Raw genomic sequence first — 25287 nt, forward strand, 5'->3', positions numbered from 1 at the left:
CGAACCGAGCCTAAGGGAGGCAACGAGCCGTGGCCGGTGAAGGGGCCGGCCGAGAGGCGGACGCGAGCGTCCATCCTTGCGACAAGGGGCAGGGCTACTACGTGACGGTGGCGGTGGCCCGGGTGTTCAACGCCGATGGAGACGTGGTTCATCGTGGCACGCGCACGTCGCGGCCGCGCTTTCTGGCGAACTGCGTCGGCTAGGTCGGCGGCTACTCCTCGTCTTGATCGCCCGGCTCGAACGTCGCGGGCCGTTGGGCCAGTACCACCGTGACGCTACGCTCGCCCGCCGCGGACACGACGGTGAGGTCGACCTCGGCCCCGGGATCCATCTCGGCAAGGCGGGCGATCAGATCCTCGCGTGAGGTGATGGGGTCCCCGTCGATGGCAACTACCACGTCTCCCTCTTGAAGGTCCGACTCCTCGGCGGGGCTGCCGGGGATGATCGAGAAGACGATCGCGCCTTGCAGGTCCGGAGGGACGCCCAGCTCCTGAGCTATCGCCGGCGACGTGATGTTCGCCAGCTGGACCCCCAACCAAGCATGACGCTCCGCAGGCTCGGTCAGGATCTCATTGACGATCGGCAGCGCTTCATCGATGGCGATCGCGAACCCGATGTTCTCGGCCGAACCCGCTACGGCCGTGTTGATCCCCACAAGCCGGCCGTTCAGGTCAACCAGGGCGCCTCCGGAGTTGCCGGGGTTGATCGCGGCGTCCGTCTGCAACAGGCCGACCAACTCCTCCACTCCGAACGCCGCCTGCGCCTCGATCGTGCGGTCGGTCCCCGACAGGATGCCACTGGTCACGGTCGGACCACCGAGGCCAAGCGGAAACCCCATCGCGACCACCCCATCCCCGAGCTTCAACTGCCCGGAGTTCCCCAGCTCGATCGCGTCGAGATCGTCGGCCTCGACCTTGATGACGGCGAGGTCGCGATCGGGATCGCCCCCTATCACCGTTCCCTCCAGCGGATCGCGGTCGTCTGTGAACACCACACGGACGGATACTGCGCCGGCCACTACGTGGTAGTTCGTCAGGATGATCCCTTCGTCGGCGATCACCACGCCAGAGCCTTCCCCGACGCCCTCCGTGGGCGGCGCGACCTCGGACAGGCTGATCGACTTCACCTTGACGTTCACGACGGAGGGAAGCGTCTGCTCGACGACGTCCGCGAGCCCCGAGTGCGGGGGCGGCACCGTGCTCTGCTCGAGCGGCGTCGCCTCGATGTCGGCTCCGGCGCGTTCGGAGTCGCTGAAGCTCTCCATCGAACACCCGGTCAGAAACAGAGACAGGATCACGGCGGCGACGACCCATCTGCGCATGCGGCTAAGGATAGGAGTCGCGAGCAGATAGGAGATCTCGATCAACGCCAGGTGAGGTGAGCGCCCACGCACCGCTGAAAGAAAGCGCCGGCTGCTGAGGCGCGCCGTAGGGGAAGCTCAGGCGTACCTCAGTAACCGGCACGAGCAAGTCTGATGTGTCTCCGGCACCGGGTCAAGCGAACGGCGGCTCGGTCAGGCGGCCTCCGCCGGCGCCTCGATCGCTTCGACATCGACGTCGCCTCCCCGGAGACCTCCGAGCCCGAAGACGATCTGGTACCGCCCCGGCGCCAGCGCCACCGGCTCGGTCACTTCGTCGCGGCACTCGGTGCGCGACTGTAGGCCCCAGATCAGCCGCTCCTCCAACGGGCCCTCGAACAGAACCTCGCTCGTCTCTGGATCCACCAGGAACCATTGCTCTGCGTAATAGCCCTCGGGCGCGGACCACTCGCGAGTGACCACGAAGGGAAGGGTCATGCCGTCGCGGATAGCGATCCCGGTCGTGCCGTGCGACGCCTTCAGCGGCCGAACGGACGCCGAGAGGATCTTGCGTTGCGGCCCGTTGATGTCTGCTTGCATGGCGCGAAGGATACCTAGACGACCTTTAGATCGACGATCTTCGGGCGGCCCTCCCGTTCAGCCCAGCGTGACTCCACTGTGGCGCTCGAGGTCTCGCTTCGATACACGATCGAGACGATGCATTCGTCGCCATCCGAGCGCACCCCGGAGATGTCAGAACCCGTCAGGTCCGGCGGCATGTGTTTCATCACCTCGGCTGCGGCTGCGAAAGCGCTCTTCTCCAGGTCGCTCCCCGCCGCCTTCAGGTCGCCGGCGACGGTTGCCTGGGCATGTCTCTCGGCGTGCTCGCGCACCATCGACTCATCCATCTCGTCGTCTCCTCTCAAGTACCTGCGGCCCGCTGCAAGAGGTCCCTGTAGATCGCCGGGTCGTCCCGATCGACGACCGGGAAACCATGCCCGTGCTCGCCTTCCCAATGGATGTCGACTCCAGGATTGTGCACGTCGGTGCCGTCCGGGAGGAAGAGGTGTGGGCTCCCTTCGACCTCGTCCGTCTGCGACAACCTCCACTGTTCCACGAGAGCGGGCCGCGCGCGCCCGTGGTCCAGAGCATCCAGCAGTGCGTCCACATCGACGTCGGGACACTCCGAAGCGGTCTCGCCGATCACGTGCCTCATCGAGATCGTCCGGCTCTGTCCGAAGAACGCCACCCGGAGCGATCGATCGAGCTGCTCGCTCGCTCGAAGCCCCTGCTCCTTCGCCGCCTCGACGGCCTCCAGAGCCGGAAGGGTCGTAACGGGGTAGCGGTACTCGGGCTCCTGCCACATCTCCCACCCTGCCTCCGGGTCGAGCGCTCCGGCCACGGGGATCTCGGCATCGAGCGTCGCCTTCGGAGTCGGTTGACCGTTGATGATCTCGAGCGGGAACGCCCGCAGGTCGAAGCGAACCGCCTCCTCCAAGCCCACGTCTCGTCGCACCGCGTGCAACCGGTACACGGCGAGGTGCGCCCACGGACAGCCGATATCGGAGAACACGACGATGGTGCCGGGGTCGGGCTGGATCACGCGCGTAGTCTCCGTTCTCGTGTGCGTCTTCTGCGACATCTCGAGCGGGAGGATCCCCGCCGAGATCGTGCTCGAAGAGGACGGGTTCCTGGGCTTCCTCGATATACGACCTCTATTCCCCGGACACTGCCTGCTGATCCCCCGGTCCCACTTCGAGGCGCTCGGGGACCTTGACCAAGAGATGGTGGGGCCGCTGTTCGAGAAGGTGCAGCTGCTGTCGCGCGCTGTGCCCGCCGCTCTTGATGCCGCGGGGTCATTCGTCGCCATCAACAACAAGGTGAGCCAGAGCGTCCCGCACCTCCACGTCCACGTGGTCCCACGCAACCCGAAGGACGGACTGAAGGGCTTCTTCTGGCCGCGTCACGGCTACTCGGACGAAGCCCACATCCGAGACACGGCGGCTGCGATCCGGGCCGCGGTCTTGGAAGAGCAGAGGGCATGAACGAGCCCGTACGAGTCACCAGCGCCGACGGGCTGGCGCTCGAGGGATGTCTCGACTCCCCCGACGATCCCGCTGGGGCCGTCGTCTTCTGCCACCCACACCCAAAGATGGGCGGAACGATGAACGCTCCGCTGCTGCTGGCGGTGACGGAGGAGCTGGTCGAGCGCGGCTGGGCGGTTCTGCGTTTCAACTTCCGCGGGATCGGCGCTTCGGAGGGTGAGGCCTCCACAGGGATCGCCGAGGTGGCCGACGGCGGCGGAGGGATCTCTTTCGTGTCCGAGCGACTGCCGAACCTCCCGATCGCCATCGCGGGGTGGTCCTTCGGCGGAGCCGTAGCGCTGCGCGCCGCCGCCAAGCACCCGGAGGTGGTGGCGTGTGTTGCCATCGCCCCGGCCGTCATGCCGAAGCCGGATATAACGGCCGGGGCTCCCGCTCCCGAGCTGTTCACGTTCCGCGGCCCCACCTTGTTGATCTGTGGAGCCAACGACGACCAGGTGTCTCCCCAGGCCTGCCGCTCATGGGCGGAGGACGCGGGAGCCCGCTACGAGGAGATGCGCGGCGCCAACCACTTCTTCTGGGGGAAGTACGAGACGCTCGCGGCGAAGGTAGCGGAGTTCCTGGACGAAGCGGTTTAGAAGCGGTCTAGAGGTACACCTGCTGCCATGCCTGCCACCAGTCGGGGGCACGCGAGATGACCCTCGTCTCGTCCCACTTGATCTCGACGCCGCGACGAGAGCGGAAGGCTTCCAGCCGGTCCGGTGCCACCAGCTCGACCTCGATCTCGGATGGGCTCGCCGGGATGTAGGGCGGGATCTCGTCTCGCCGCGCGACGGCACGCTCGGCGGCCTCCTCGATCAGCCGGCGGGCGCGAACCGGAGGAAGATGGCGCGCGCTGTACCGACCGAGTCCGGTCTTCACCGGTACCGTCTCGACCTCCGGACCCAGCAGAGCCTCGGCCTCGGCGCAGGTCGCGCGGTCCCCGGTCACCAGGACCACCGGACAGTTCCACGTTCCGCAGAGGGCTGCGTTGATGCCGGTCTCGCCGACCGAGGTCCCGTTGAACCAGAGGTTGCGCCAGTTGGTCCCGCTGACGGTATGGCTGAGAACGCCCGTCGGAGTTCCGGCTTTGGCGTGCATCGCCACGAACAGCGCGGCGTCGCAGCCGTCCTCCAGGATGCCGGTGTACTCCGTCCACTCGTTCTGCACCACCCACTCGCAACCCGGATCCAGCAGATCCGGGATCAACGAGTTGAAGCTCCAGTCGCTGCCCGCTCCGTGGCAGTCCATCACGATGATCTCGTCTGCCCCCGCGGCGCGAGCCCCGCGGACCGCCGCGTTGATCTCTTCGGTGTAGAGGCGACGACCCTCCTCGTACAAGGGCTTCCCGCCGGTGACCTGATCCCAGCGGCAGATACCGGCTACACCCTCCATGTCGCTGATGATGAAGACGCGCATCAGCTCTCCGGCGGAGCGTCGGGCGCGAGCGCGGTGAGGAAGTCGCTACACCGCCGCGCTTCGTCCGTCTCGCCGATCGCGCCGGCCGCCGCGGCCAACCCCCTGAGACTGCGCAGGAAGCCGCGGTTCGGCTCGTGTGACCACGGAACACGCCCGCTGCCACGCCACCCGGCGCGCCGGATCCGATCGAGGCCGCGGTGGTAGCCGACGCGGAAGTAGGCGTACGCCTGCACGGGATCGCCTTCGGCAAGAGCGGCGTCGCCGAGGACGGCCCACGCGGTGAGGCACTGCGGATGGGCCGCCGCGACCCGCCGGGCGTCGTCGGGCGACGACGACCGGGCAAGGGCATCCAAGCTGCCCGCGGGCTCCTCGATGGTCGTCTCAGCCGGTTCGGTGATCGGAAGCTCAGGCATGGCAAGATGCTAGCCGCAGGCGGGTTCGGGGGCCCTGCGGGCGCACAATACCCAGACCCTGGAAGGAATCTTGGCTCCGGCGCAGTATCAGAGACCGGAAGGGCATCTGCCCGCGAAGGGATACCCGTGACGACACCCCGCAACGATCTGATCCTGGTCATCGACGACGACGCGCAGGTATTGCGTCTGCTGGAGGCGTCGCTCGCGGCACAGGCTTACCGCGTCGTGACCGCTTCCAACGGCAGCGACGGGATCGCGTCGGCGAGGCTGCACAAGCCGTCACTGATCCTGCTGGACCTGGTGATGCCGGTCCTCGACGGGTTCGGAACCTGCAGGAAGCTCAATCAAGACGTCTCTTTGAAGCACATACCGGTCATCGCCATGACAGGTCATGAGATCCCCACGGACCGCCTCGGTGACATCTTGGGATGCATCGACGACTATCTCGCTAAGCCGTTCGACCAGGCGGACCTGCTCGCCCGCGTCGAGCTGTCGTTGAGACGCGCACGCAGCTTCGGCGGCGCGAATCCACTCACGCGGCTCCCGGGAAACGTAGCGATCCAGGAAGAGTTGATGGACCGCATCGCTCGTGAGATGCAGTTCGCCCTTCTCTACATCGATATCGATGGCTTCAAGGCCTTCAACGATCACTACGGCTTCCTTCGTGGTGACGAGGCGATCAAGCTGCTCGCCCGCTGCGCCCGCGAGGCTGTCACCGAGTACTCCCCCATGACCGGGTTCATCGGACACATCGGTGGCGACGACTTCGCCGCGATCGTCGAGCCGGAAGCCGCCCAGCAGGTAGCCGAGCAGATCCTTCGCACCTGGGAGGAGCTGCTTCCCACCCTCTACGAGCCCGAGGACGCAGACAGGGGCTTCATCGAAGTAGCGGACAGGCGCGGGCAGCTGACCCGATACGCGCTCGCATCGGTCTCCATCGGAATCGTGACCAACGCGATCCGCCCCCTCCAGACGCACTGGGAGGCCGCTGAGATCGCCACAGAGATGAAGCACGTTGCGAAGACCCGCCACGGCTCCAGCATCGCCATCGACAGGCGGCGGCAGATCTCCCTGGAAGATCAGACCCCCGCCGGGGTTCGCTAGCGCCCCTCCTGCGCCCCCCGGCCGCTAGTGCTACGACCAAGCTGCTGCAGCGCGAGCTGCTCAGGCGATCAAGCTCCGGAGGGCGTCTAGTCGAACGCCGTCCTCCGTCGGCAGAGCCCTTTGTTTTCGTTACGGGACCGAGCGGCCTACTCCTTGAACCGGAGGATGTCGAGGCCGCGCGTGTAGTCGATCGCGTAGACGATCTCGTCGGTGATCCAGTAGGGGGCGGAGGTCACTCCCGCGTACGGCAGGAACCAGCCCACCTCTTTGATCCGCCCCTTGTCGGTGATCTCCAGGAAGCGCGTGCCGTTGTCGTAATACGCGAGCGCCACCATGCCTCCGTTGCGGAAGTCGTCGCGCGCCTCGAACCAGTGCGTGCTGCAGGTCGAGGCGGGATAACGGCCATCGATCGGCGACCCGTTACCCACCACGAACTCGTCCGTCAGCTTCAACACGCCATCTTTCTGCCAGCGCGATGCGTCGAAGGTCCAGAAGTTGCGAGTTCCTCGGTTGCATTGTGCTTGCGCCAGGTTCGAGCCTCCCTGCCCCATCAGCCAGCGGTCGTTGCCGCTGCGTGGCCACCGCGTTGAATGAACACCTGCGCCCGCCTTCGCCAGCTCCGGCTCGATCACGGGAGGCGAGCCATCGACGACCTCTTTCGGATCGAGCGGGTCGCGCACGTCGAGGAGCTGGATCGGCCCCTCATAGGCGGACGTGACGAGGAACCCGTTGCGGAACTCGTCGAGGTCGTGAACCTTGAAGTCGATCCCCAGCTTCTTCTTCCAGTCCCCCACCAGCTTCGCCTTCGCAGGGTCACGCAGGTCCACGATGGCTCCGTCCGATCCGTACGAATAGCGGCACCGCAGGATGCAGGTGGCTGTGTGGTTGCCGGCTCCTTCCACCGCGGCGATCTGGACGGGGTTCGTCTTGTCCTCGATGTCCCAGACATGCAGGACGCTGCGAGGGGCTTCTTCGGAAAACAGCATGATCTGGCCGTCGGTCGCGACGTCTTCGTTCTCGAACTTGAAGCCGAAGGGCGTGCTGCTGAGGAGCTTCGGGTCGGTCGGCTCCGAGATGTCGTAGAGCGAGAACGTCTTCCACCCGGTGACGACCATGTGCTTGCCGAAGATCGCGGCGCCCGTGCCGGTCCCCGCCTCGAACGGCACGAACCTGACGTACTCGACGTTGTCGGACGACCACCCGCCCGCCGTCGGTCCCGCGTGTGCCGTCATAGAGAAAAACAGTAGGCCCGCCATGGCCACCACAGGCAGAGCTTTTCTCATCAAGAGCCTCCCGGGGTTTCGGTAGTCGCGCCGGTGCAGGAGCTATTCGCCGAACAAGACGTAGACCCTCTGGACCCTCGACCGATCGTGATCGGGGAGAACGGCGCGGAACCTGTAGGGAGTGTCCTGGTCGGCGTCCCGACGGGTCGTCTGCCACACGTACCTGTACCGGCCGTCGACGAGCAGGACCCGGGCGACGGTTCGCCAGGGGCGCGCTCCCCGGCGGCGCTGGATCTTCACGGCGCCCTCGTGGTTTGGCCGCGCGCGCCCTTTGATCGGCACCCGGTCGCCGTAGTGGTACGAGGGTGGCGCTTCGCTTCGTCGTGCACATTCGCCACCCACGTGATAGGGGATGCAGATCGAAAGGCGTACGTCCCCGTGCGCGGCCGCGGGCGGAACGCTTCCCGCACATAGACCTGCGATCACTACAACGACCATGCTCCGCGTCCTCATCCGCACCTCCCACCTCTGGACCCGTCTCGCGAGGTTAGACACGCTGTCGACGGCGGTAGCGCTCGTAACGGGTGTGTCGCGGCGCTCCCCGGTTGACGCGAGCCGGTGCTGATCGAGATGGAGCTAGCGGCGACGGTCGTCGATCTCGGCGCGGTCGCCGAGGCTCTCTTGGAGAGCGGCCACGAGATCCTCCCATTCCGACTCGCTCATCGTCAACGTTCCGCTGTGGACCAGATGGTCCTCGCTGCCTGCAAGCACGTTGACGGTGACATGGGATTCGTTGTTCCTCAGTCGAGCCGGATATCGCCCCAAGACCGTGAACTTGTACACGTGGGTGGCCACAGCCCGATGCTACGGCGCGTCCTCCCGCAGGTCTGGCCTGCGGGATCCACAACGTCTTTATCGCGACTTCTCGCCGGTGGTTGTCGGCGAGCGAACGATGGGTGCTACGGTCGCTGATCGCTGACGAACGGCCCGGGCGGTGAGACGCTGAAGCTATAACCGGTTGGGTGCGCAAAGGTATGCAGAAAGAGCATCTGCCCAACGTCATCACGATCAGTCGTCTGTTGGTTGTTCCCTTCGGCATCTACGTCCACGACACGCTCGGTGACGGTGACGTACCCGGCCCGCTGGCTCTGCTCGTTCTGGTGTGTCTGATCGGCGGTGACTTCTTGGACGGCATCTTGGCGAGAAGGTGGCACGCGGAAAGCGACTTCGGCAGACTCGTCGACCCGTTCGTGGACAAGACCTTCCTGGTGACGATGCTCGTCGCCTACGGGGCCGCGGTGGATAACGCCGCTCTCTGGGCGGCAGTCGCGCTGAGGCTTCTGCCGGATGCCATGACGTTCTTCCTCAGCTTGGCCGAAGCGTGGACCAAGAGGATCAAGGGGTCCGCGTTCTGGGGCAAGCGCAAGACAGAGGTGGACTTCATCGCCCTGCTCATCGGCTACACGCCACTGTTGCTCTCCGGCGACACCTCCTACTACAGAGCGCTGATCGGAGTTCTGCTGGTTTCGACCGTTTTGGGATTTGTCGCCTTTGGCTATTACCTATGGAGGTTCGTGCGACCGCTACCGGGTTCGATCATCTAACTCTTGCCGCAACGCGGCGGAGTCAGATCTACCAATCGAGTCCGAAGAAGCCGCCCGGACCAGCCTTCGGAGTGAGGTTCCTCTGGTGCGAGCCGTCCCGTCTCATCACCCAGATGTTCACCTCAGGCTCTCGCTCGTCGGCTTCGATCTGACGCCGGAGGTAGGCGATCCGCTTGGAGCCCGGGGACCACTCGGGAAAGACCCCTGTGGCAGCTTGACCCTCTGCGGTTAGATCCGGAGTCAGTCGCCGCAATCCGAGGCCATCCGGACGAACGCTGTAGACGAAGATCTTGCCGTCTTGCTCATCGCTCGTCGAGTGGGAAAAGGCGATACGCGATCCATCAGGCGCCCATTCAGCCTCTTCGTCTCTGCCGCGCGAGTCTATGATCCGTCTGCGGTTGGAACCATCCTTGTTGATCACGACCAGGAACGCGCTCGGCGCCGTTCGGATGCGGCTGAAGACGAGGCGCTGGGATCCCGGCGCCCATGACGGTTGATAATCGAAGAACCGGTCAGAGGTAAGGCGTCTCTTCGCGGTTCCGTTGGGGCGGATCAGAAACAATCCCGCGGTCGTTCCATAGGCGATGGTGGAGCCGTCAGGCGACCACTCCGGCGTCTCCACGTACGCGTCGTCCTGCGTCAAACGCTGTCTCCCAGATCCGTCAGCTCGCACGACGAATAGATCGCGCCCCGTATTCGACTCGTGGACATAGACGATGCGCCTTCCGCCCGGAGCCCACGAAGGATGGACCTCGCGCCCGCTTTGGGCTGTCACCCGTCGAACACGACCGGAGCGCCTGCTCCAGACGAAAATATCCTCGCGCTGTTCAGAGCCCGCCTCGAACGCCAACTTTGAGCGATCCGGGGACCATGCCACGCGCGTCGAGTTATTGATGTAGTAGGGAGTTTTACTCGCAACCTTGCGCTTCGCGGCGGTGCTCGCGTGCAGCACGTACACGCCGCCGGTGTGGCGCGGCCAGCTGAAGACCGCCAGATCGCCACGTTCGTGCGCGACGGCCGGCGCGCCGAGGGCCGCGCAGTTGAACGCAAGCACTAGCGCCACCACCCGCACCGACGTTGTCTCCCTGCGCCGACGGAGCATGTTTCTCCCCACGGGAACCCCCGACCTCAATGGGTAGTTCTACTGTCGAACGATCCGTCAGCACAGTAGCGGCCGGGCACCGCTAATTGAGTAATCCACGTGCAACGACCAGGGGCACGTGATCCCGCGACGTCACAGTGCAGTGTGTCGGAGGGGCGAGTGCAACCTTCAGCACACGACGAGGCTACGACTTGGTGGAGTGGACGGTAGCGCCTCCGCGAAACACATAGACCTTTCCTGCTCCCACCTTCGCCGATGTGCCCCCGCCTGGCGCGCCCACTACCAGATCCGAGGATCGATCGCCGAGCAGGTCGTCCGCGGCGAGGGCGAAACCGAATCCCTCACCCGCTTTGCCTCTCAGGATCACATCCGCGCGGCCTAGCTTGAGCCGGGAGGTGGGTTTGATCGGTCCGAAGAAGACGTGCACTGCGCCTGCGCGGTCGGATGCCCCGGGCGAACCCACGACGAGGTCGTCCTTGCGGTCACCATTCACATCCGCGATCAGGACGCTGCTCCCGGTGGCATCTCCAAGCTCCTTACCGGCCACGGTGACCGAGGCATCTGAGAGATCGATCTTCCCCACCAAGGCGCGGTCGCCAAAGATCACGTGGGCTGCTCCGGGGCCGGTGCTATCGGTCAGCTCGAACCCTCTTGCATCGGCACCTAAGACGACGTCGTCGATGCCATCGCGGTTGAGATCGCCGGAGGAGTCCACGGCGAAGCCCGTCCAGCTCCCGGGCTCGCCGACGAACCGGACGTCGGCTTCGTCGAAGTACCACAGACTCAGCGCCACCGTCTTCATACCGAAGATCGCGTACGCGCCAGAAGGGGCAGCCGGATTGGCCGACGGAGACCCGATGATCATGTCGCTGAGGCCGTCGCCGTTGATGTCCCCGCCGCTGGCGCCCCACGACGCGAAGCTAGCGGGCGCCGCGCCCGTCACCTGCATGATCGACCGTTCCACTCCTACCGTCCCGCTGTACCGCTGTCCGCCGGCGAAGAGGTAGGCGGCACCGGAGTATCCCGCGGTCCCAGCTGCTCCCACCATGAGGTCGTCGGTGCCGTCGCCGTTGAAATCCCCGACCGGAGCTAGACCGACACCCAGGAAGTCCTCGTCGTGGACACCCATAAAGGTCGCGTCGGCAGCTTCGGGCGCAGGGATGGTTCCGTCGAGCCGCTTGCCGCCATAGAACAGGTACGCCTCACCCCTTCGGGCCATGCCCGGTTGGAATCCCGGGATGGGTCCAGGTGCTCCGACCACGAGATCGTCTGCTCCATCAGCATCAAGGTCGACGATCGCAAGGCCCTCTCCGAGGTAATCCCCCGGGCGCGTTCCGAGGATCGTGGCGTCCGCATGGCGGAAGGAGGAGCCGTTAGCCAGTGGACCGTAAAGGACGTAAACCGCACCGGCTTGGCCTCCACCAGTCGATTCACCCCAGGCGTACCCAACCAGATCGGCCGCTCCGTCTCCGTCGAGGTCACCGGTCCGAACCACCCACCCGGCTGCGTCTCCGGCTTTCTCTCCCGAGAATCCGAGGGGACGAGAGCGACTCGACTCGACTCCAACTCCGGGTCCTGCTAGGGCCACAAGCATGCAGAAACTCGTGACGAAAGCCGCCAAACAGGAACCTCGACGCGTACCACCCAAGACATTTTTCACCCACGACCCCCATCTTCCGGCTCCGCTTGGCCGGATCGATTCGCCACTCTGCTTACCTTCCTGCACGCTTCCCAGAATGGCAACGGCCTTCAGCGAACTCGTAAGACGCCATGGATTTGCCTGGTCCCGCGGACACTTTTGACACGGGACGGTGGTCCCCAGTGCGGCGAACCACGGACCGGGTCGGTCTCGGGCCCACGCCGGGGGCCATGGGAACTGGTAATTCCTAGGTGGCGGTGGGGCGAGTTGTTCGATCAGCACACGCCGCCCGAAGCAAGGCGCCCCGGGCCCAGAGGTGTCGGGTGTGCTGGAAGATCTGGGTGTCGGAGGGCGAGTTGCACCTTGAGTACACAGCGACCGTGTGGGCACTCAACGTTTCGGAACCCTAGTACGTCTCCCTAGAGAGCCACCAATTTGGTCTAGGGATCGGCGTAGGCGAACGGAAGGCAATCGGGATGGCCACACGGAGCTCTGTCTCGCTGCTAGTGACGCTCGGTCTCCTCTCTGCGGCGGCGCCTGCAGCCTCCGCTCGTACTCCGCGGTGCCTTGGATACGAGGCCACCCTCGTGGGCACGGAAGGCGCAGACAAACTCTATGGGACCCACAAACGCGATGTCATCGTCTCCCTAGGGGGATCGGATGTGATCCACGGCGGTCACCGTGCGGACTTCATCTGCGCGGGACCAGGCTCCGACCAAGTGCGCGGCGGGAATGGGAAGGACTTCATCAGTGGGGGAACCAACCGAGACAGTCTCGACGGCGGCGAGGGACTCGACCTTCTGTGGGGTCGCGCCGGCAATGACGAGCTGAGGTCAGGGGCGGGTGCCGATCAAGATTCATACCGCTACAACTCGGATCGGATTTACGGGGGCAGCGGCGATGACGTCATCGAGGGCAATCCGGGCCTCAACATACTGGAGGGCGGGCCCGGTGATGACGTGATCAATGGTCACGGAGCTGATCTTGACAACTGTGATTGTGAGTCTGGCTTCGAGGAGGTTCTTACGGGCGGGGCAGGACATGATCAGTTGACCGGCGGCATCGTCTCGGGTCCGCTGGTCGAAGGAGAGCGATTCGATGGCGGTCCTGGCAACGATGTCATCGACGGCGGAGACGAGGTAGTGACCACTGACGGGTCATCGCGCCGGGATGCCGTTTACTACTACGACGCGGCGCATCCGGTCGTCATCGATCTCGTTGCGGAAACCGCATCGGGTGAGGGTCGCGACGTGCTGCGCGGCATCGAGGACGTCACGGGGACCGCGTTCGACGACCAAATTCGAGGCAACGACTACGCCAACGACATCAGTGGAGGGGATGGTACCGATGTCCTTTCGGGGATGGGCGGCGCGGACCTCATCTCGTCCTCAGACGCCACGGCTTACGGGGGCGATGGCGACGACGACATACGACTGATCGCAGGGATCGTTGACGGCGCTGCCGGCCGCGACACCATCCACTTCTTCTTCCCGTCGGTGGCGGACCTCGTTGGCGGAGAAATCGTGAACGACTACGGGACGATCAGCACGGAAAACATCGAAGATGTGTACGGCAGCGATGGTGCCGACGTCATCACGGGCACCAACGACATGAACTACATCTACGCAGGTGGAGGTGCTGATCGAGTTTTTGCAGGGGATGGCGTGGACGAGATTTACGGGGCCGGAGATAATGACTTCTTGGACGGAGAAGGTGGCGTCGACACCCTGCACGGCGGCGATGGGATCGACCGCTGCGAGAACGGGGAAGTTGTCCTCTTCTGCGAATAGTCGTCACGAGACCTGCTTAGGCGATCACCGAAGGCTGAAGGTCTTGGGGTGTCGGAGGCGCGAGCCGAACCTTCAGTACACGCGACCTCCCTGGGAGCGACCGGATGGGCAACGACGATTAGAGCTCTTCCCCGGGCGGGATGTTCGCGTTTAGTCGGAAGAAGTTCGAGGGATCGAATCTCGCTTTCAGCGCAACGAGTCGTGACCATTGCTCAGCGCTGTAGGCGTGAGAACGAACGCGTTCGCCTGGATCATCGCTCGTGAAGTTCACGTACACACCTCTGCTGTGCGGCTCGAGCGCGCGGAAGAATCCCCGCACCCACTCGATGTGCCGAGCGGGTTCAGGATCATCGGGCATCCAAGCGGCAACGATGTTGATGTCGTGCGCTGCGTCCCGGTTCGGAAAAGCAGCGTCCGCTTCGGGTACGCGATTGACAGCGCCTCCCTGGGTAAATATCGGAACCGTCGTTAACGGCGAGGTGATCCTCCCTGCCTGCTCCACGATGATGTCGATCATGGAGTTGCTCAGCGGCCCGAGCTTGTGCGACTTCCAGTAGTAGTGCCGCCCGTGCGGCAACGCCGGATCGAACATCTTCTGGTGCGCGACGTACGGCTTAGGCGAAACCGTGTCGAGCACCGGGCTGCCGAACTCTTTGATCGGCCGCAAGACTTTCTCCCCCTCCGCGATGGTTCCCGTGTACATCGGGACGAGTGCCACGATCGGCTCACCGTGAAGGGGCTCAGGGACGACCGGAAGAGGCGGCGCCAGACGCAGGTTGGCCATGATGCCGACCTCGTCTGGGGCTTCAGCAACGAAATCACGGAAGAATCTCAGAACCTGGACCGCATCGCTCATCGGCCACGCGACCATCCCAGCCAGCACGGTGGGACCGAGCGGATGAAGTTGGAACTCGAAGGACGACACGACCCCGAAATTGCCTCCGCCCCCACGCAGTCCCCAGAAAAGATCCGGGTTCTGCTCACGGTCGGCTACCAGGAAGTCACCGTCGGCGGTCACTACGTCGCAGGCCAGCAGATTGTCAATGGCGAGCCCGAACTTCCGCATCACGTGGCCGATGCCGCCGCCAAGCGTCAATCCCGAAACCCCTGTGTGGCTGACGATCCCACCCGTCGTGGCCAGCCCGAACGTTTGACTTTCTCGGTCGAGATGTTCGTTGAGAGCACCGCCCTCGACCCGGATCGTCCGCGCCGACGGGTCGACCCGGCAGCCCGTCATGAGTGACAGGTCGATCACGATCCCGTCGTCACAGAGGGCGTGCCCGGCGACCGCGTGCCCACCGCCGCGGATCGCGACGAGGAGCTCGTGTTCCCGAGCGAACCGCACCGCCGCGACGACGTCGGCGACGCCGTAGCAGCGCGCGATCAGGCCCGGGCGGCGGTCGATCTGCCCGTTCCAGATCCTTCGGGAGTCGTCGTACGTGGGATGACCCGGCTGGATCAGGTCACCCACGAACTGCGTTCGGAGATCCTCGATGTCGGGTGTCTTCACGGGATCAGCCTGGCGGATGAGCGGTTACGACGGCGGCGCGAAGAGTTCCAGGGCGATGTTGTCCGGGTCCCGGAAAGATAGACCGGAGCCGTAGGGCGCATCGACTATCCCGCCGTGGTCTATGCCGAGTTCGTCCAGCCGGCTCACCCACTTCTCCAGCTCCGCTCTGCTGGACACTCCGAATGCAAGATGGTCGAGGCCGGAACGGAACTCACTGAATCGTGGCTGATCGTTCGTCGTTGGGTGAGTGTGCAGACCGAGAAGGGTCCCCCCCTCTAGGGCGTAGACCACGTGGTAAAAGCCGCCGGCGTCCTCATCCACTATGGGATCCGCCTCGAGCAGACGTCCGTAGAACTCTCTGCTTCGGTCAAGGTCAGTCACCGTCAGGGCAACATGTGAGATGCCCGGGAATCCAGCCATTCTGTCCTCCTATGCGATCTTGATTGAACTCTGCCGGTCTCATGGATCGAATACAACCCCGACGGAATGGAAGCAACGACCCCTGCTCCCTGATGCCTACGAGAAGCAGGGCTCCGGTTGCGGGTTAGCCGCGATCGTCGGACGCAGGTCTTCGGTGCGGATGTCCGTGATCACGACCTCGGCGGTCTCGCTCGACGATGGGTTCCTGAGGGTGTGGATGTGTGGGCGGTGCGTCGATCCTGGATCGAAGAACCCGGTGTCCTTGGGGTAGCTGGTGAAGCTGCAGTCCGTCTCGTAGACCTCCACGGTTCCCGACTTGACCGACACGATGTGGGGACCTGCGTGGTAATGCCACGGCGTGTGTCCGCCCGGCTCGACCGTGATGTGGGCGACGAGCACCCGTGACCCCGCCTTCTCGTTCACGCGGATCCGATCGTCCACCACCACGTTCGATTCCTCGGTCCGGGTGAGGCCGTGCGTCCCGGTCCCGCTACCTTGGGCCAAGCCGGACGAGGCGGCGACTCCGATCGCCGCCAGCGCTAGCACGGCAAGAACCTGCTTCACATTCTTGCGTTCCATGATTGCTCTCCTTTTCCTGTCGTCCATCACTTGCTGGCGTACGCGTCTTGCACTGTCTGTCGAATCAATTCCTCGTCATCCCTTGGTACCGGAGGCCACGAGAAGCTCGCACGGACCTTCGAAGCCCGCGTCGGTCTCGAAGCGGGAGAGCTCACTTTCGATCTCCGCCCAGGCCTGTTCGCGCTGCGGGTCCGCAAGACCGCCGAGCATCTGGTGCAGCGCGCCGAACGACTCGCGCTCGAAGCGGACGCACTCCGCGGCACTGGCCATCCGCACGGGGGCGGGAACCGTGATCACGCTCACGTTGGTGAAGCCGGCCTGTCCGAAGGTCTCCTCGATGACCCCCGGAGAGCCGAGGCTGAAGGGGCCCGGCTGCCCGGGGAGCGGGGCAGGAAGCTGCGCTCGCCGACGGATGATGCCCACCGGGATCGAGAAGAACTCGTTCCGCTCGGGGGTGGAGTAAACGATTGCAGAGAGGCGGCCGCCGGGGCGCAGTGCGCGGCGCATGCCCGCCAGCGCGCGTTGCTGATCGGGGAAGTAGATGAGCCCGAGGCGCGAGATCACCGCATCGAAGGAGCCCTCCTCGACGTCGAGCTCCTCACCGTCGACCGTTTGCGTGTCCAGGTTGTCATAACCGGCCTCCGCCGCTGCCTCGGCGGCGTACGTCAGGATCGACGGCGAGATGTCGGTGGCGAGCACCCGTCCCGTGGCGCCGACCCGGGCCGCCGCGGCCAGCGACTGGCCGCCCGCACCCGCGGCGACGTCCAGCACACGACTGCCTTCGCCGATGGCGGCGGCGTCGAGCATCCGCTCGGTCGCCTCACCCAGCCAGCTCTCCAGCGCGGGTCCCCACCGATGCCACGCCTCAGCGGCGTCTTCCCATTGCTCGCGCGTCGTGCGCTTGTACTGTTGGGGATCAAAGGTGACGGTCATCACTCCTCCTCCGTTCGGTGGCGGTCACCTCTCTCTGCGCCAGATATCGGGGCCAGACCGCCAGAAGCTGTCTGGCGATTGCGCCAGATCACACTGTCCTCGGGATCAGCCCGGGGACATAATCGACAGATGGCGCAGGTCTTCACGGAGTTCATCGGACGCAGCGCGCCGCAGGCTCGGATCAGGAGCGCGTTCCGCGACTCCCTCACCGGCAGGGCCCGCCTGGTCCTGGTGAGTGGCGAGGCCGGGATCGGGAAGACCGCGTTGCTCACCGAAGCGACGCGTGAAGCCGCCGAGCGCGATGCGCTGACCGTGTGGGGCACCTGCTGGGACGCCGAACGAGCGCCGGGCTACTGGCCCTGGGCGCAGGTGCTGCGCGAGATGGTCGATCGAGCTGACGCCGAGCTCGTCGACGCGATAAGCGACGAAGATCGACGCGCCCTCGCAAGGCTCGTGCCCGCGCTGCAGAGTGGCGGATCCGAGGCGACGACGGAGGGATTGGACTCCGATCGAGCGCGGTTCGGTTTCTTCGATGCGGTCGCCCGCTGGCTCGAACGGAGCGCCCGGGGGCGGCCGGTGGTCGTCACCCTCGACGATCTTCAGTGGGCGGACGCCTCGTCGCTGGAGCTACTGGAGTTCGTGGTAAGGGCCCACCGTCCGGTGCCGTTGCTCCTCCTCGGCGCCTACCGACACGATGAGCTACGGCCCGAGATCGGGGAGATCCTGGCGACCATCAGCCTCCGCGCCGACAACATCCGGTTGCAGGGCCTGTCGGCGACCGAGGTGCGCGAGCTGCTTGCTCATACCGGCGGCGACGACGTCGCCGAGAGGTGGGGTGACGACGTCCATGGCCGTACCGGGGGCCATCCTTTCCTGGTTCGCGAGGTCTCGCACGCGCTCACCAGCGATCAGACGTCTGACGTCGTTCCCGCGGCCGCGCACGACCTGATCGCCCGCCGCGTTGCCCGCCTGCACCCAGACTGCCGTCGCGTGCTTGATGCAGCTGCAGTTGCCGGGAACGAGGTGCTTCCTGATGTGCTCGCAGATGTTCTGAACCTGCCGGCATCGGCGGTCGTGTCCCACGTCGTCGACGCTGTCAGAGCCGGAGTGCTGACCACGTCAGGCGATGGCGGAGCAGGGATGAAGTTCGCCCACGACCTGTATCGAGAGACCGTCTATGCAGATCTCCCGACGCCTGAGCGACTCGCGCTGCATCAGCAGGTGGGGGCCGCGCTGGAGCGGCGGGCGGCGCGCGGTGGAAGCGTGTTCGCTGGTGAAGTCGCGCGCCACTTCGCCGCGGCGGCCGTCGTCGATGGCCCCGATCGCGCGATCCGGTGGGCACTCGAGGCCGCCGCGGCAGACCGCACCCGGCTCGCCTTCGTCGAAGCTGCGGCCCATCTCGCTCGTGTTCGCAGCGCGCTGGATGACGCCGGCGTCGCGGTCGCCGCCGACGCGCTAGTCGACCTTCTCGTGGCACAGGCGGACGCCGCGAGCAGAGCCGGGGATCCCGCAAGACCACGCGAACTTCTCCATGAAGCCCACAGACATGCCGTCCGTCTCGGTGACCCCGAGCGTCTGGCGGCAGTAGCGCTCGGATTGCAAAGCCTCGGCGCCCGCTACGCGATGCCTCGCGACGAGGTCGTGGCCGTCCTCGAAGAAGCCCGGTCTGCCGTCGAAGGTCGGGCATCGGCGGTCGAAGCGGAGATCACCGCAAGCCTGGCACGAGAGCTGCACCACTCGGTGCCGAAGGACAGAGCGCGGGCCCGGCCGCTCAGCGAACGAGCCGTCGAGATAGCACGCGCCCTTGACGACCCCGCGACTCTCGCTGCCTGCTTGCTCGCCCGCCACGACATCTTGTGGACGCCGGGAGCAGCTGCGGAGCGGGTAGACGTCGCTCGCGAGATCGTGGCGCTGGCCGACCGGGGCCGAGATGATGAACGCCGCAGCCAAGGACACCTCCTCACCGCGAACGCCCTCCTCGAGAGCGGATCGCCGGCCTTCCGCGCGGAGCTCGACGAGTTCCTTCGCCTCGAGGAGGGTTTCCGGCAACCGCGCCACGAGTACCTCGCGCTCACGCGGCGCGCCGGGGTGTCGCTTCTCGAGGGATCCCTCGATGAGGGCGAGCGGCTGATTCACGAGGCCGCCGCGCTCGGGGAACGGATCGGCGAACCCGATACCGGGAACGTGCGCATGTCCCAGCTCCTCGAGCTCGCTCGCGCCCGAGGTGAACCCGATCAACTCGAAGCCACCGCGAAGATGGCTATCGGTTGGTGGATCGGGATTCCGTCGCATGCACACGCAGTCGCGGCGGGCCTGCTGGCGGACGCGGGTGACCTCGGCGGCGCCCGCCGGGCCCTCGATACCGTCCTCGAGCTCGGAACCTGGCGAGAGGATCGCAGCTACGTGTGGTCGGTCTTCGTCGGCAGCCTGACCGTCGCGGCCGCTCGTCTCGGGAACCTGGACCTAAGCCGTCAGCTTCTTCAGGACCTCGCACCGCTCGCAGAAACGTGCGGTGTGAACGGTGCCATCGTCTGCTTCGTCGGCAGCCACGCGCACTGGGCGGGGGTTGCCGCCAAGACCCTCGGACGAACCGAGCAGGCGCGCGACCTACTGCTTCGCGCGCTGATGGTCCACCAGCGACTGGGCGCGCGCGCCTGGGAGGCCGAGACGTGCGCTGAATTAGCCACGCTCGACGCCGACGGCGCCCCGTACGGCGATCGCGCCGCAGAGCTCGCCGCGGAACTCGGCCTGGTGGGCCTCGCGGCCCGCCTGCCGCGGCGCGAGTCCGGTGGCTCCAGGTCGACCCCCGCAGCGTGGTACCGCGACGGCGACGTCTGGAAGGTCGCGTACGGCGGCCGGTCGGCTCTGATCCGGGACGCAAAAGGACTCCACGATCTTGCTGCACTTCTTGCTCGTCCGGGCGAAGATGTCCCCGCGCTCGACCTCGCGGGGAGCGGCATCCGAGGAAGCGAAAGCGCCAGTCCAGTGCTCGACGCTCAGGCGCGGGCAGAGTTCCGACGCCGGATCAACGATCTCGAAGACGACCTTGCCGAAGCGCAAGCGGATGATGATCGCGGCCGTATCGAAAGGCTCGAGACGGAGCGCGACACGCTTCTGGCGGAGCTGCGTCGCGCTACCGGACTCGGCAAGGACCGCGGCCTCGGACCGCGGACGGTCGAGCGAGCCCGGAAAGCAGTCACAGCTCGCATCCGAGATGCGATCCGCCGCATCGAGGGCGCCCTACCGGAACTCGGCAGCCACCTCGACCGCTCCATCGTCACCGGCAACTACTGCCGCTACGAGCCCGCCGAACCCATGACATGGAACCTTCATGGCCCGGAGGATCACCCAAACCCGCTCGGCACCACATCTAGGTGAAGCAAGGGTTCAGGATGCAACGGCTTTCCTGCTTTGGGTCATGGCGCTGGGGAGGGAGGGGGCGGTTGGGTGAGGACGGCCTCGATCTCGAGAACCACCTTGATGGTGTTTCCCACGACGGTGTCGAAGGGCGGATCCGGCGTGATGCCGAAGTCGCGGCGGTCGAGCTCGGTGGTGGCAGTGAACCCTGCGCGAGTGCCGCCGTAGGGATCCGGCCCGAACCCGTTCACCTCGACCTGCAGCTCCACGTCCCGGGCGATCCCGTGCAGGCTGAGCTCGCCGTCGACGACGAAGGAGTCCCCGTCGCCGCGGACCGACCTTGAGCGGTAGGTCATGGTCGGGTAGTTGGCGACGTCGAAGAAGCGCGCCGAGCGGAGGTCGGCGTCGCGCTGCTCGTTGCCGGTGTCGATCGACGCCAAGTCGATCTCCGCCACGACAGTCGAGTCGATCGGGTCCTCGGCGAGGACCAGCGTCCCCGTGACGCCGTGGAACTTGCCCCGCACGTTTGCGACCATCAGGTGACGGACCTTGAAGGACACGTCGCTGTGGACCGGGTCGATCGTCCAAGTCCCCGCGATGTAGCCGGGGATCTGTGTGGTGTCGAAGCTCGTGGTCACTGTGTTCTCCTTCTCTGCTCGGTTGGTTCCTCGTTCAACTCGGTTGGTTCCTCGTTCAACACGACCGAAGGGCAAAAGGGGGCCGGCGCCTCCCCCGGGGTCACGGCCGCGCCTCGAAGACGAGGTTGAAGGGTGCCTCGGCTACGCGCCTGAAGCGGGTGAAGCCACCGGCTGTGACGACCTGGCGGAGACGGGCTTCACCCGCCTGAGCACCGAGGCCGGCGTCGACTTCTTGCGAACGGGATACGGGCAGGCAAATGGTCGTGGAGGCCGAGTAGAAGATGCGCCCCACCGGGTTGAGGTTGTCCTCCAGGCGATCGTGGGCGAACGGCTCGACGATCATCCACGTGCCGTCCGGCGCAAGGGTGGACAGGACGTGCGCCGCGACCCCAGTGGGATCGCCCATGTCGTGGAGTGCATCGAAGACCGTCACCAGCCCATAGCCCCTTCCCGGATACTCCTTGGCCGTCGCCACCTCGAAGGAGCACCGCTCAGAGACACCGGCTGCAGCCGCCGATCGGCGAGCCATAGCGATCGATTCCTCGTGGTAATCGAACCCGATGAATTCCGATGCGGGGTAGGCGCGCGCCATGAGGATCGTCGACGCCCCAGCACCGCAGCCGATGTCGGCGACAGTGGTCCCGGCGAGGAGCTTCTCCTCGACGCCGGCCAGCGCGGGGACCCAGTGCTCGGTCAGGTTGGCGACGTAGTTGGGGCGGAAGAAGCGCAGGGTTCCCTCGAACAGGTCGGGATGGTGCTCGCCCCACGCCACTCCCCGTCCGGTCCGGAATGCACCGGTGATCAGGTCGACGTCGGCGAGGGTGGACGCCGCGACCTGTACCCCTCCCGGAGCGAACAACGGGTTGTCTTCGCTGGTGAGCGCGAAAGCCTGCTCCGGCGTGAGCCGGAAGCGGCCCGAGGCGGCGTCGTACTCGGCATAGCCGCTCGCTGCCTGCGCGGCCAGCCACTCTCTCACGTAGCGCAGGTCAGTGCTCGTACGCTCGGCGAGCTCTTCGGGAGCGCACCAACGGCAGTCCGCCATCGCTTTGTACAGGCCGAGGCGGTCTCCGATGAGCACCGTCGCGGCATGTAGGACGGCGCCGAGGTCTCCGGCGAAGCGTCCGACGAACTCCTCCAGCTTGCCTTGGTCGACCTCCGCAGCGGCGGGCGTCTCGATCGTGCTCATGGCCTCTCCCCTCTGTTGATGTGTCTTGACCGGCAGCATGAGGGGGGCGAAGAAGTCCGGCATCGTAAGGGGGGTCGTAACATTCGGCGGAACCCCACGAAGGAGCTTGAGGAGGACGGGCCTTGGCCGTGCGAGCCCGGGCGTCAGACCTGCTTCTGGAGCGGCAGGGCGAACTCGAGTCGGCCCGTCTGGCCGTTGCCGCAGCGGCCGCGGGCCAGGGCCGCGTCCTGCTGGTGGAGGGTCCCGCCGGGATCGGCAAGACTCGCCTCCTCGAGGCGATCGCGTCCATCGCCCATGACGGCGGGTTCGAAGTGCACGGTGCACGAGGTGATGACCTCGAGACCGGATTTGGCTACGGCGTGCTGCGCCAGCTACTCGGTCCGGTCCTGGCGCGACTCGACCCGGCGGAGCGCGCCGTCGTCCTCGAGGGAGCCGCTTCGTTCCTTGCATCGCTCCTGGAGGGGACCCCCGGCCCGCTGTCTAGTGAGGTTGGTGACGCGGAGGTCCTGGCGGCCTATGGCCTGTACCAAGTGATCCAGGACCTGGCCGAACGCAGACCACTAATGCTGCTGGTCGACGACGCGCACTGGACGGACCAGCCATCGCTGCACGCGCTGGGATTCCTGGCGCGCCGCCTCGGCGATCTGCCCGTCCTCCTGCTTTTGGGATACCGGCCCGCGGTAGACGCCCGCCTGAAGGACCTGCTCGGAAGGTTCGACGCAGTACCCGGATCGGTACGCCTCAACCCGTCACCGCTGGGTGAAGAGGCTGTGTCGATGCTCGCCCGTGCGACCCTCGACCGCGACATCGATACTGCCCTTTGCCGCCACCTGTTGCATGTCACTGGAGGAAATCCCTTCCTCATTCAGGAGCTGCTCGCCGCGCTCTTGGTCGACAAGCAGGAATCGGCCGACCTCGAGGCCAAGGACATGGAGCGGCTCGTTCCGGAGCGTGTCGGTCAATCCGTCCTCCGGCGGGTTGCCGCCGCCGGCGATCAGGCCAGGACATTGGCGGATGCTTGCGCCGTGCTCGGCGAGGCGACGCTGCAGGAGGCGGCGCAGCTCGCAGGGCTCGACGAGCTCGAGGCCGTCACCGCAGCGGATGGCTTGGTCAACGCCGACATACTCGTCCCCGGACCTCATCTGCGGTTCGCCCACCCCCTCCTGCGCCAAGCGGTCCGGGCCCACATTCCTCCGGCGCGACGAGCACTGGCCCATGGGCGGGCCGCCCGCCTCCTCGGCGAGCGGGGATCGCCTCTCGATCGGGTCGCCGCGCACCTGCGGGAGGCGCTGGCGCGGGGAGATGCGTGGGTCGTCGAGACGCTGCTTACTGCCGCCGCCCGGGAGCGGGAGCGGGGATCGCCTGAAACGGCGGTCCCGTTGCTCGCTCGTGCCCTTGCCGAGCCACCGCCGCTGCACCTGCGCTTCCGCGTCACGCTGACGCTCGCCCAAGCGCAGGCCCAGACCGGCCATCCTGACGCGGTCACCACCGCGCGCCAAGCTCTCGCGTTCGCGGGAGGACCGAGCGAGGAGGCAGAGGCGACGCTCCACCTGGCGCGGACGCTTGCTCTCGCGGGAGATTTCTGGTCGGCCGTCGACCTGTTCGACAAGCAGGCGGCCGCCTCGAACGCGCTCGATCCGGATCTGGCGCTGCAGGTGGAGGCGGAGTTGCTGGGTGCCGCCCGTCTCCACCGCGACACGCGCGAGGAGGCCTTGGCTCGGCTCGACCGCCTGGCGCCGGTGGCGCTCCCGCCCCGGCCCGCGAGCGTGGTGCTGCTGGCCAATCTGGCGCTCACCGGCCTGGAGAGGAGCGAGGCGCCGGAGAAGATCGCTCACCTCGCGCAGCTGGCCTTAAGCGAGGACTGGCTGGTCGAGAGTGGGAGCTTTCAGTTCGCGTACGCGGCAGAGGCCCTGATCTTCGTGGACCGGTTGGAGGAGGCAAGGAGCGCCTGTGATGCGGCGGTCGAGGCGGCGCAACGCGGCGGATCGGTCATGCTCTCTGTCGTCGCGCACGGGTTGCGCACCGAGCTGAACCTGCGCCGGGGGGCGGTGGCAGAAGCGGAAGCCGACGCGCGGCTCTCCTACCGCCTCTCCGCCGAACTGGCGGACAGGGGGCTGCCGGCATCCGGTAAGCCGTACGGTCGAGCGCACTTGGCGAACGCCCTCATGGCACGAGGTGAGTGGGACGAGGCGGGTCGCGTCCTCACCGATGTCGAGACGGACGAGCGTGCCGAGGAAAACCCTTTCTTCCTCCACCGCCGCGGCTTGCTTCGGCTCGCGCAAGGCGATGCAGCTGCTGCCTTGTCGGATTTTCTCGAGTCCGGCCGCTCGTCGGAGGGACGGGGAGGCGTCGACACGCCCTCGATGCTTCCATGGCGCTCTGACGCGGCGCTGGCTCTCCAGCAGCTCTCTGAGGAGGAGCGAGCGATGGAGTTAGCCTCGCAGGAGCTCGACCTGGCTAGGAAGCAAGACGTCCCGGGCGCGATCGCCGAAGCGCTCATCGCGATCGGGCTCATCGAGGGCGGGGAGCACGGAATCCGCCGGCTGCGAGACGCGGTGGACCTCCTGGAAGGATCGCCTCGAGTGCTCACGCGAGTGCGTGGCCTGACCGAGCTCGGGTCGATGCTGCGACGAAATGGCGACTCCCGCGCCGCTCGGGAGTACCTCGTCAAGGCGCTCGACCTTGCTCATCACCACGGAGCGACCGCCCTTGGGGCCCGTGCACGCGAAGAGCTCGTGATCGCCGGCGGACGTCCCCGTCGACCGGCCGTCACGGGTATCGCGGCGCTGACCCCTAGCGAACGGCGAGTCGCGCGTTTCGTTCACGAGGGGCTGACGAACCGACAGATCGCCGGTCGATTGTTCATCTCGGCGCGCACGGTGTCGGCCCACCTCACGCACATCTATCAGAAGCTGGGGGTGGCCAGCCGCGCGGAGCTGAACGCACTTCTCAAGGACAGCGTCTGAGGCATCGACCCGACGTAGCCGTGTCT

Annotated in this window: 25 protein-coding genes; 8 read left to right on the plus strand and 17 right to left on the minus strand. The window is 66.1% G+C overall.

Annotated elements, in window-relative coordinates; genetic code table 11:
- Positions 1-29 precede the first annotated feature (29 nt).
- Complete coding sequence (locus tag M3N53_07460; GenBank protein ID MDP9068167.1) at positions 30-203, plus strand: hypothetical protein; 174 nt, start codon at positions 30-32, stop codon at positions 201-203.
- Positions 204-211: 8 nt separating this feature from the next.
- Here M3N53_07460 and M3N53_07465 read toward each other — a convergent pair whose 3' ends face one another.
- From M3N53_07465 to M3N53_07480, 4 genes are all read right to left on the minus strand, one after another.
- Positions 212-1321, minus strand: coding sequence for a trypsin-like peptidase domain-containing protein (locus M3N53_07465; GenBank protein ID MDP9068168.1), 1110 nt, complete (start codon positions 1319-1321; stop codon positions 212-214).
- 192 nt (positions 1322-1513) lie between these two features.
- Positions 1514-1897 (minus strand): hypothetical protein, encoded by a 384-nt coding sequence (locus M3N53_07470; GenBank protein MDP9068169.1) that lies wholly within the window; start codon positions 1895-1897, stop codon positions 1514-1516.
- A 14-nt stretch (positions 1898-1911) separates the two neighbouring features.
- Positions 1912-2205, minus strand: a complete 294-nt coding sequence (locus M3N53_07475) for a hypothetical protein (GenBank protein MDP9068170.1) — start codon at positions 2203-2205, stop codon at positions 1912-1914.
- Positions 2206-2219: 14 nt separating this feature from the next.
- Complete coding sequence (locus M3N53_07480; GenBank protein MDP9068171.1) at positions 2220-2897, minus strand: DsbA family protein; 678 nt, start codon at positions 2895-2897, stop codon at positions 2220-2222.
- Between M3N53_07480 and M3N53_07485 the strand changes: the two genes are divergently transcribed.
- Together M3N53_07485 and M3N53_07490 are read left to right on the plus strand one after the other, a co-directional pair.
- Complete coding sequence (locus M3N53_07485; protein MDP9068172.1) at positions 2875-3342, plus strand: HIT family protein; 468 nt, start codon at positions 2875-2877, stop codon at positions 3340-3342. The two genes, M3N53_07480 and M3N53_07485, sit on opposite strands and share 23 nt — an antisense overlap.
- On the plus strand, positions 3339-3977 hold the full coding sequence (locus M3N53_07490; GenBank protein MDP9068173.1) for an alpha/beta fold hydrolase: 639 nt from the start codon (positions 3339-3341) through the stop codon (positions 3975-3977). The genes M3N53_07485 and M3N53_07490 overlap by 4 nt, the downstream gene beginning before the upstream one ends.
- A gap of 7 nt (positions 3978-3984) precedes the next feature.
- On the opposite strand, the gene M3N53_07495 is transcribed toward M3N53_07490, so the two are convergent.
- Both M3N53_07495 and M3N53_07500 read right to left on the minus strand, forming a co-directional pair.
- Positions 3985-4797, minus strand: coding sequence for a M55 family metallopeptidase (locus M3N53_07495; GenBank protein ID MDP9068174.1), 813 nt, complete (start codon positions 4795-4797; stop codon positions 3985-3987).
- Complete coding sequence (locus M3N53_07500; protein ID MDP9068175.1) at positions 4797-5210, minus strand: DUF3151 domain-containing protein; 414 nt, start codon at positions 5208-5210, stop codon at positions 4797-4799. Before M3N53_07500 ends, M3N53_07495 begins: the two co-directional genes overlap by 1 nt.
- A gap of 126 nt (positions 5211-5336) precedes the next feature.
- On the opposite strand from M3N53_07500, the gene M3N53_07505 reads away from it, so the two are divergent.
- A complete protein-coding gene (locus tag M3N53_07505; protein MDP9068176.1) occupies positions 5337-6314 on the plus strand; it encodes a response regulator in 978 nt (325 codons plus the stop codon).
- A 146-nt stretch (positions 6315-6460) separates the two neighbouring features.
- Here the strand turns inward: M3N53_07505 and M3N53_07510 are convergent, their stop codons facing one another.
- The 3 genes from M3N53_07510 to M3N53_07520 form a co-directional block, all read right to left on the minus strand.
- Positions 6461-7546 (minus strand): hypothetical protein, encoded by a 1086-nt coding sequence (locus tag M3N53_07510; GenBank protein MDP9068177.1) that lies wholly within the window; start codon positions 7544-7546, stop codon positions 6461-6463.
- Positions 7547-7639: 93 nt separating this feature from the next.
- Entirely contained in the window at positions 7640-8050 is a 411-nt protein-coding gene (locus M3N53_07515) for a hypothetical protein (GenBank protein MDP9068178.1), read from the minus strand.
- Positions 8051-8173: 123 nt separating this feature from the next.
- The gene (locus tag M3N53_07520) at positions 8174-8392 is read right to left on the minus strand and encodes a hypothetical protein (protein MDP9068179.1); all 219 of its coding nucleotides are present in this window, start codon (positions 8390-8392) and stop codon (positions 8174-8176) included.
- A gap of 167 nt (positions 8393-8559) precedes the next feature.
- On the opposite strand from M3N53_07520, the gene M3N53_07525 reads away from it, so the two are divergent.
- Entirely contained in the window at positions 8560-9141 is a 582-nt protein-coding gene (locus tag M3N53_07525; protein MDP9068180.1) for a CDP-alcohol phosphatidyltransferase family protein, read from the plus strand.
- Between the two features lie 28 nt (positions 9142-9169).
- Here M3N53_07525 and M3N53_07530 read toward each other — a convergent pair whose 3' ends face one another.
- Positions 9170-10204, minus strand: a complete 1035-nt coding sequence (locus M3N53_07530; GenBank protein MDP9068181.1) for a hypothetical protein — start codon at positions 10202-10204, stop codon at positions 9170-9172.
- Positions 10205-10427: 223 nt separating this feature from the next.
- Positions 10428-11738: an integrin alpha gene (locus M3N53_07535; GenBank protein MDP9068182.1), complete on the minus strand. Its 1311-nt coding sequence runs from the start codon at positions 11736-11738 to the stop codon at positions 10428-10430.
- A 731-nt stretch (positions 11739-12469) separates the two neighbouring features.
- Between M3N53_07535 and M3N53_07540 the strand changes: the two genes are divergently transcribed.
- Positions 12470-13672 carry a hypothetical protein gene (locus M3N53_07540; protein MDP9068183.1) on the plus strand — a complete coding sequence of 401 codons (1203 nt, stop codon included), beginning with the start codon at positions 12470-12472 and terminating at the stop codon, positions 13670-13672.
- Positions 13673-13790: 118 nt separating this feature from the next.
- On the opposite strand, the gene M3N53_07545 is transcribed toward M3N53_07540, so the two are convergent.
- The 4 genes from M3N53_07545 to M3N53_07560 form a co-directional block, all read right to left on the minus strand.
- Positions 13791-15182, minus strand: a complete 1392-nt coding sequence (locus M3N53_07545; GenBank protein ID MDP9068184.1) for an FAD-binding oxidoreductase — start codon at positions 15180-15182, stop codon at positions 13791-13793.
- 24 nt (positions 15183-15206) lie between these two features.
- Positions 15207-15602 carry a VOC family protein gene (locus tag M3N53_07550; GenBank protein ID MDP9068185.1) on the minus strand — a complete coding sequence of 132 codons (396 nt, stop codon included), beginning with the start codon at positions 15600-15602 and terminating at the stop codon, positions 15207-15209.
- Between the two features lie 96 nt (positions 15603-15698).
- On the minus strand, positions 15699-16181 hold the full coding sequence (locus tag M3N53_07555) for a hypothetical protein (GenBank protein ID MDP9068186.1): 483 nt from the start codon (positions 16179-16181) through the stop codon (positions 15699-15701).
- 75 nt (positions 16182-16256) lie between these two features.
- A complete protein-coding gene (locus M3N53_07560) occupies positions 16257-17114 on the minus strand; it encodes a methyltransferase domain-containing protein (protein MDP9068187.1) in 858 nt (285 codons plus the stop codon).
- A 129-nt stretch (positions 17115-17243) separates the two neighbouring features.
- On the opposite strand from M3N53_07560, the gene M3N53_07565 reads away from it, so the two are divergent.
- Positions 17244-20492, plus strand: coding sequence for an AAA family ATPase (locus M3N53_07565; protein MDP9068188.1), 3249 nt, complete (start codon positions 17244-17246; stop codon positions 20490-20492).
- A gap of 38 nt (positions 20493-20530) precedes the next feature.
- On the opposite strand, the gene M3N53_07570 is transcribed toward M3N53_07565, so the two are convergent.
- Together M3N53_07570 and M3N53_07575 are read right to left on the minus strand one after the other, a co-directional pair.
- Entirely contained in the window at positions 20531-21109 is a 579-nt protein-coding gene (locus M3N53_07570; protein ID MDP9068189.1) for a YceI family protein, read from the minus strand.
- 100 nt (positions 21110-21209) lie between these two features.
- Positions 21210-22295 (minus strand): class I SAM-dependent methyltransferase, encoded by a 1086-nt coding sequence (locus tag M3N53_07575; protein ID MDP9068190.1) that lies wholly within the window; start codon positions 22293-22295, stop codon positions 21210-21212.
- 128 nt (positions 22296-22423) lie between these two features.
- Here M3N53_07575 and M3N53_07580 point away from each other — a divergent pair, with 128 nt between their 5' ends.
- Positions 22424-25261 carry an AAA family ATPase gene (locus M3N53_07580; protein MDP9068191.1) on the plus strand — a complete coding sequence of 946 codons (2838 nt, stop codon included), beginning with the start codon at positions 22424-22426 and terminating at the stop codon, positions 25259-25261.
- The last annotated feature ends 26 nt before the right edge of the window (positions 25262-25287 follow it).

Source organism: Actinomycetota bacterium, assembly GCA_030776625.1.
In the GTDB taxonomy this organism is placed as follows: Bacteria; Actinomycetota; CADDZG01; order CADDZG01; family WHSQ01; genus MB1-2.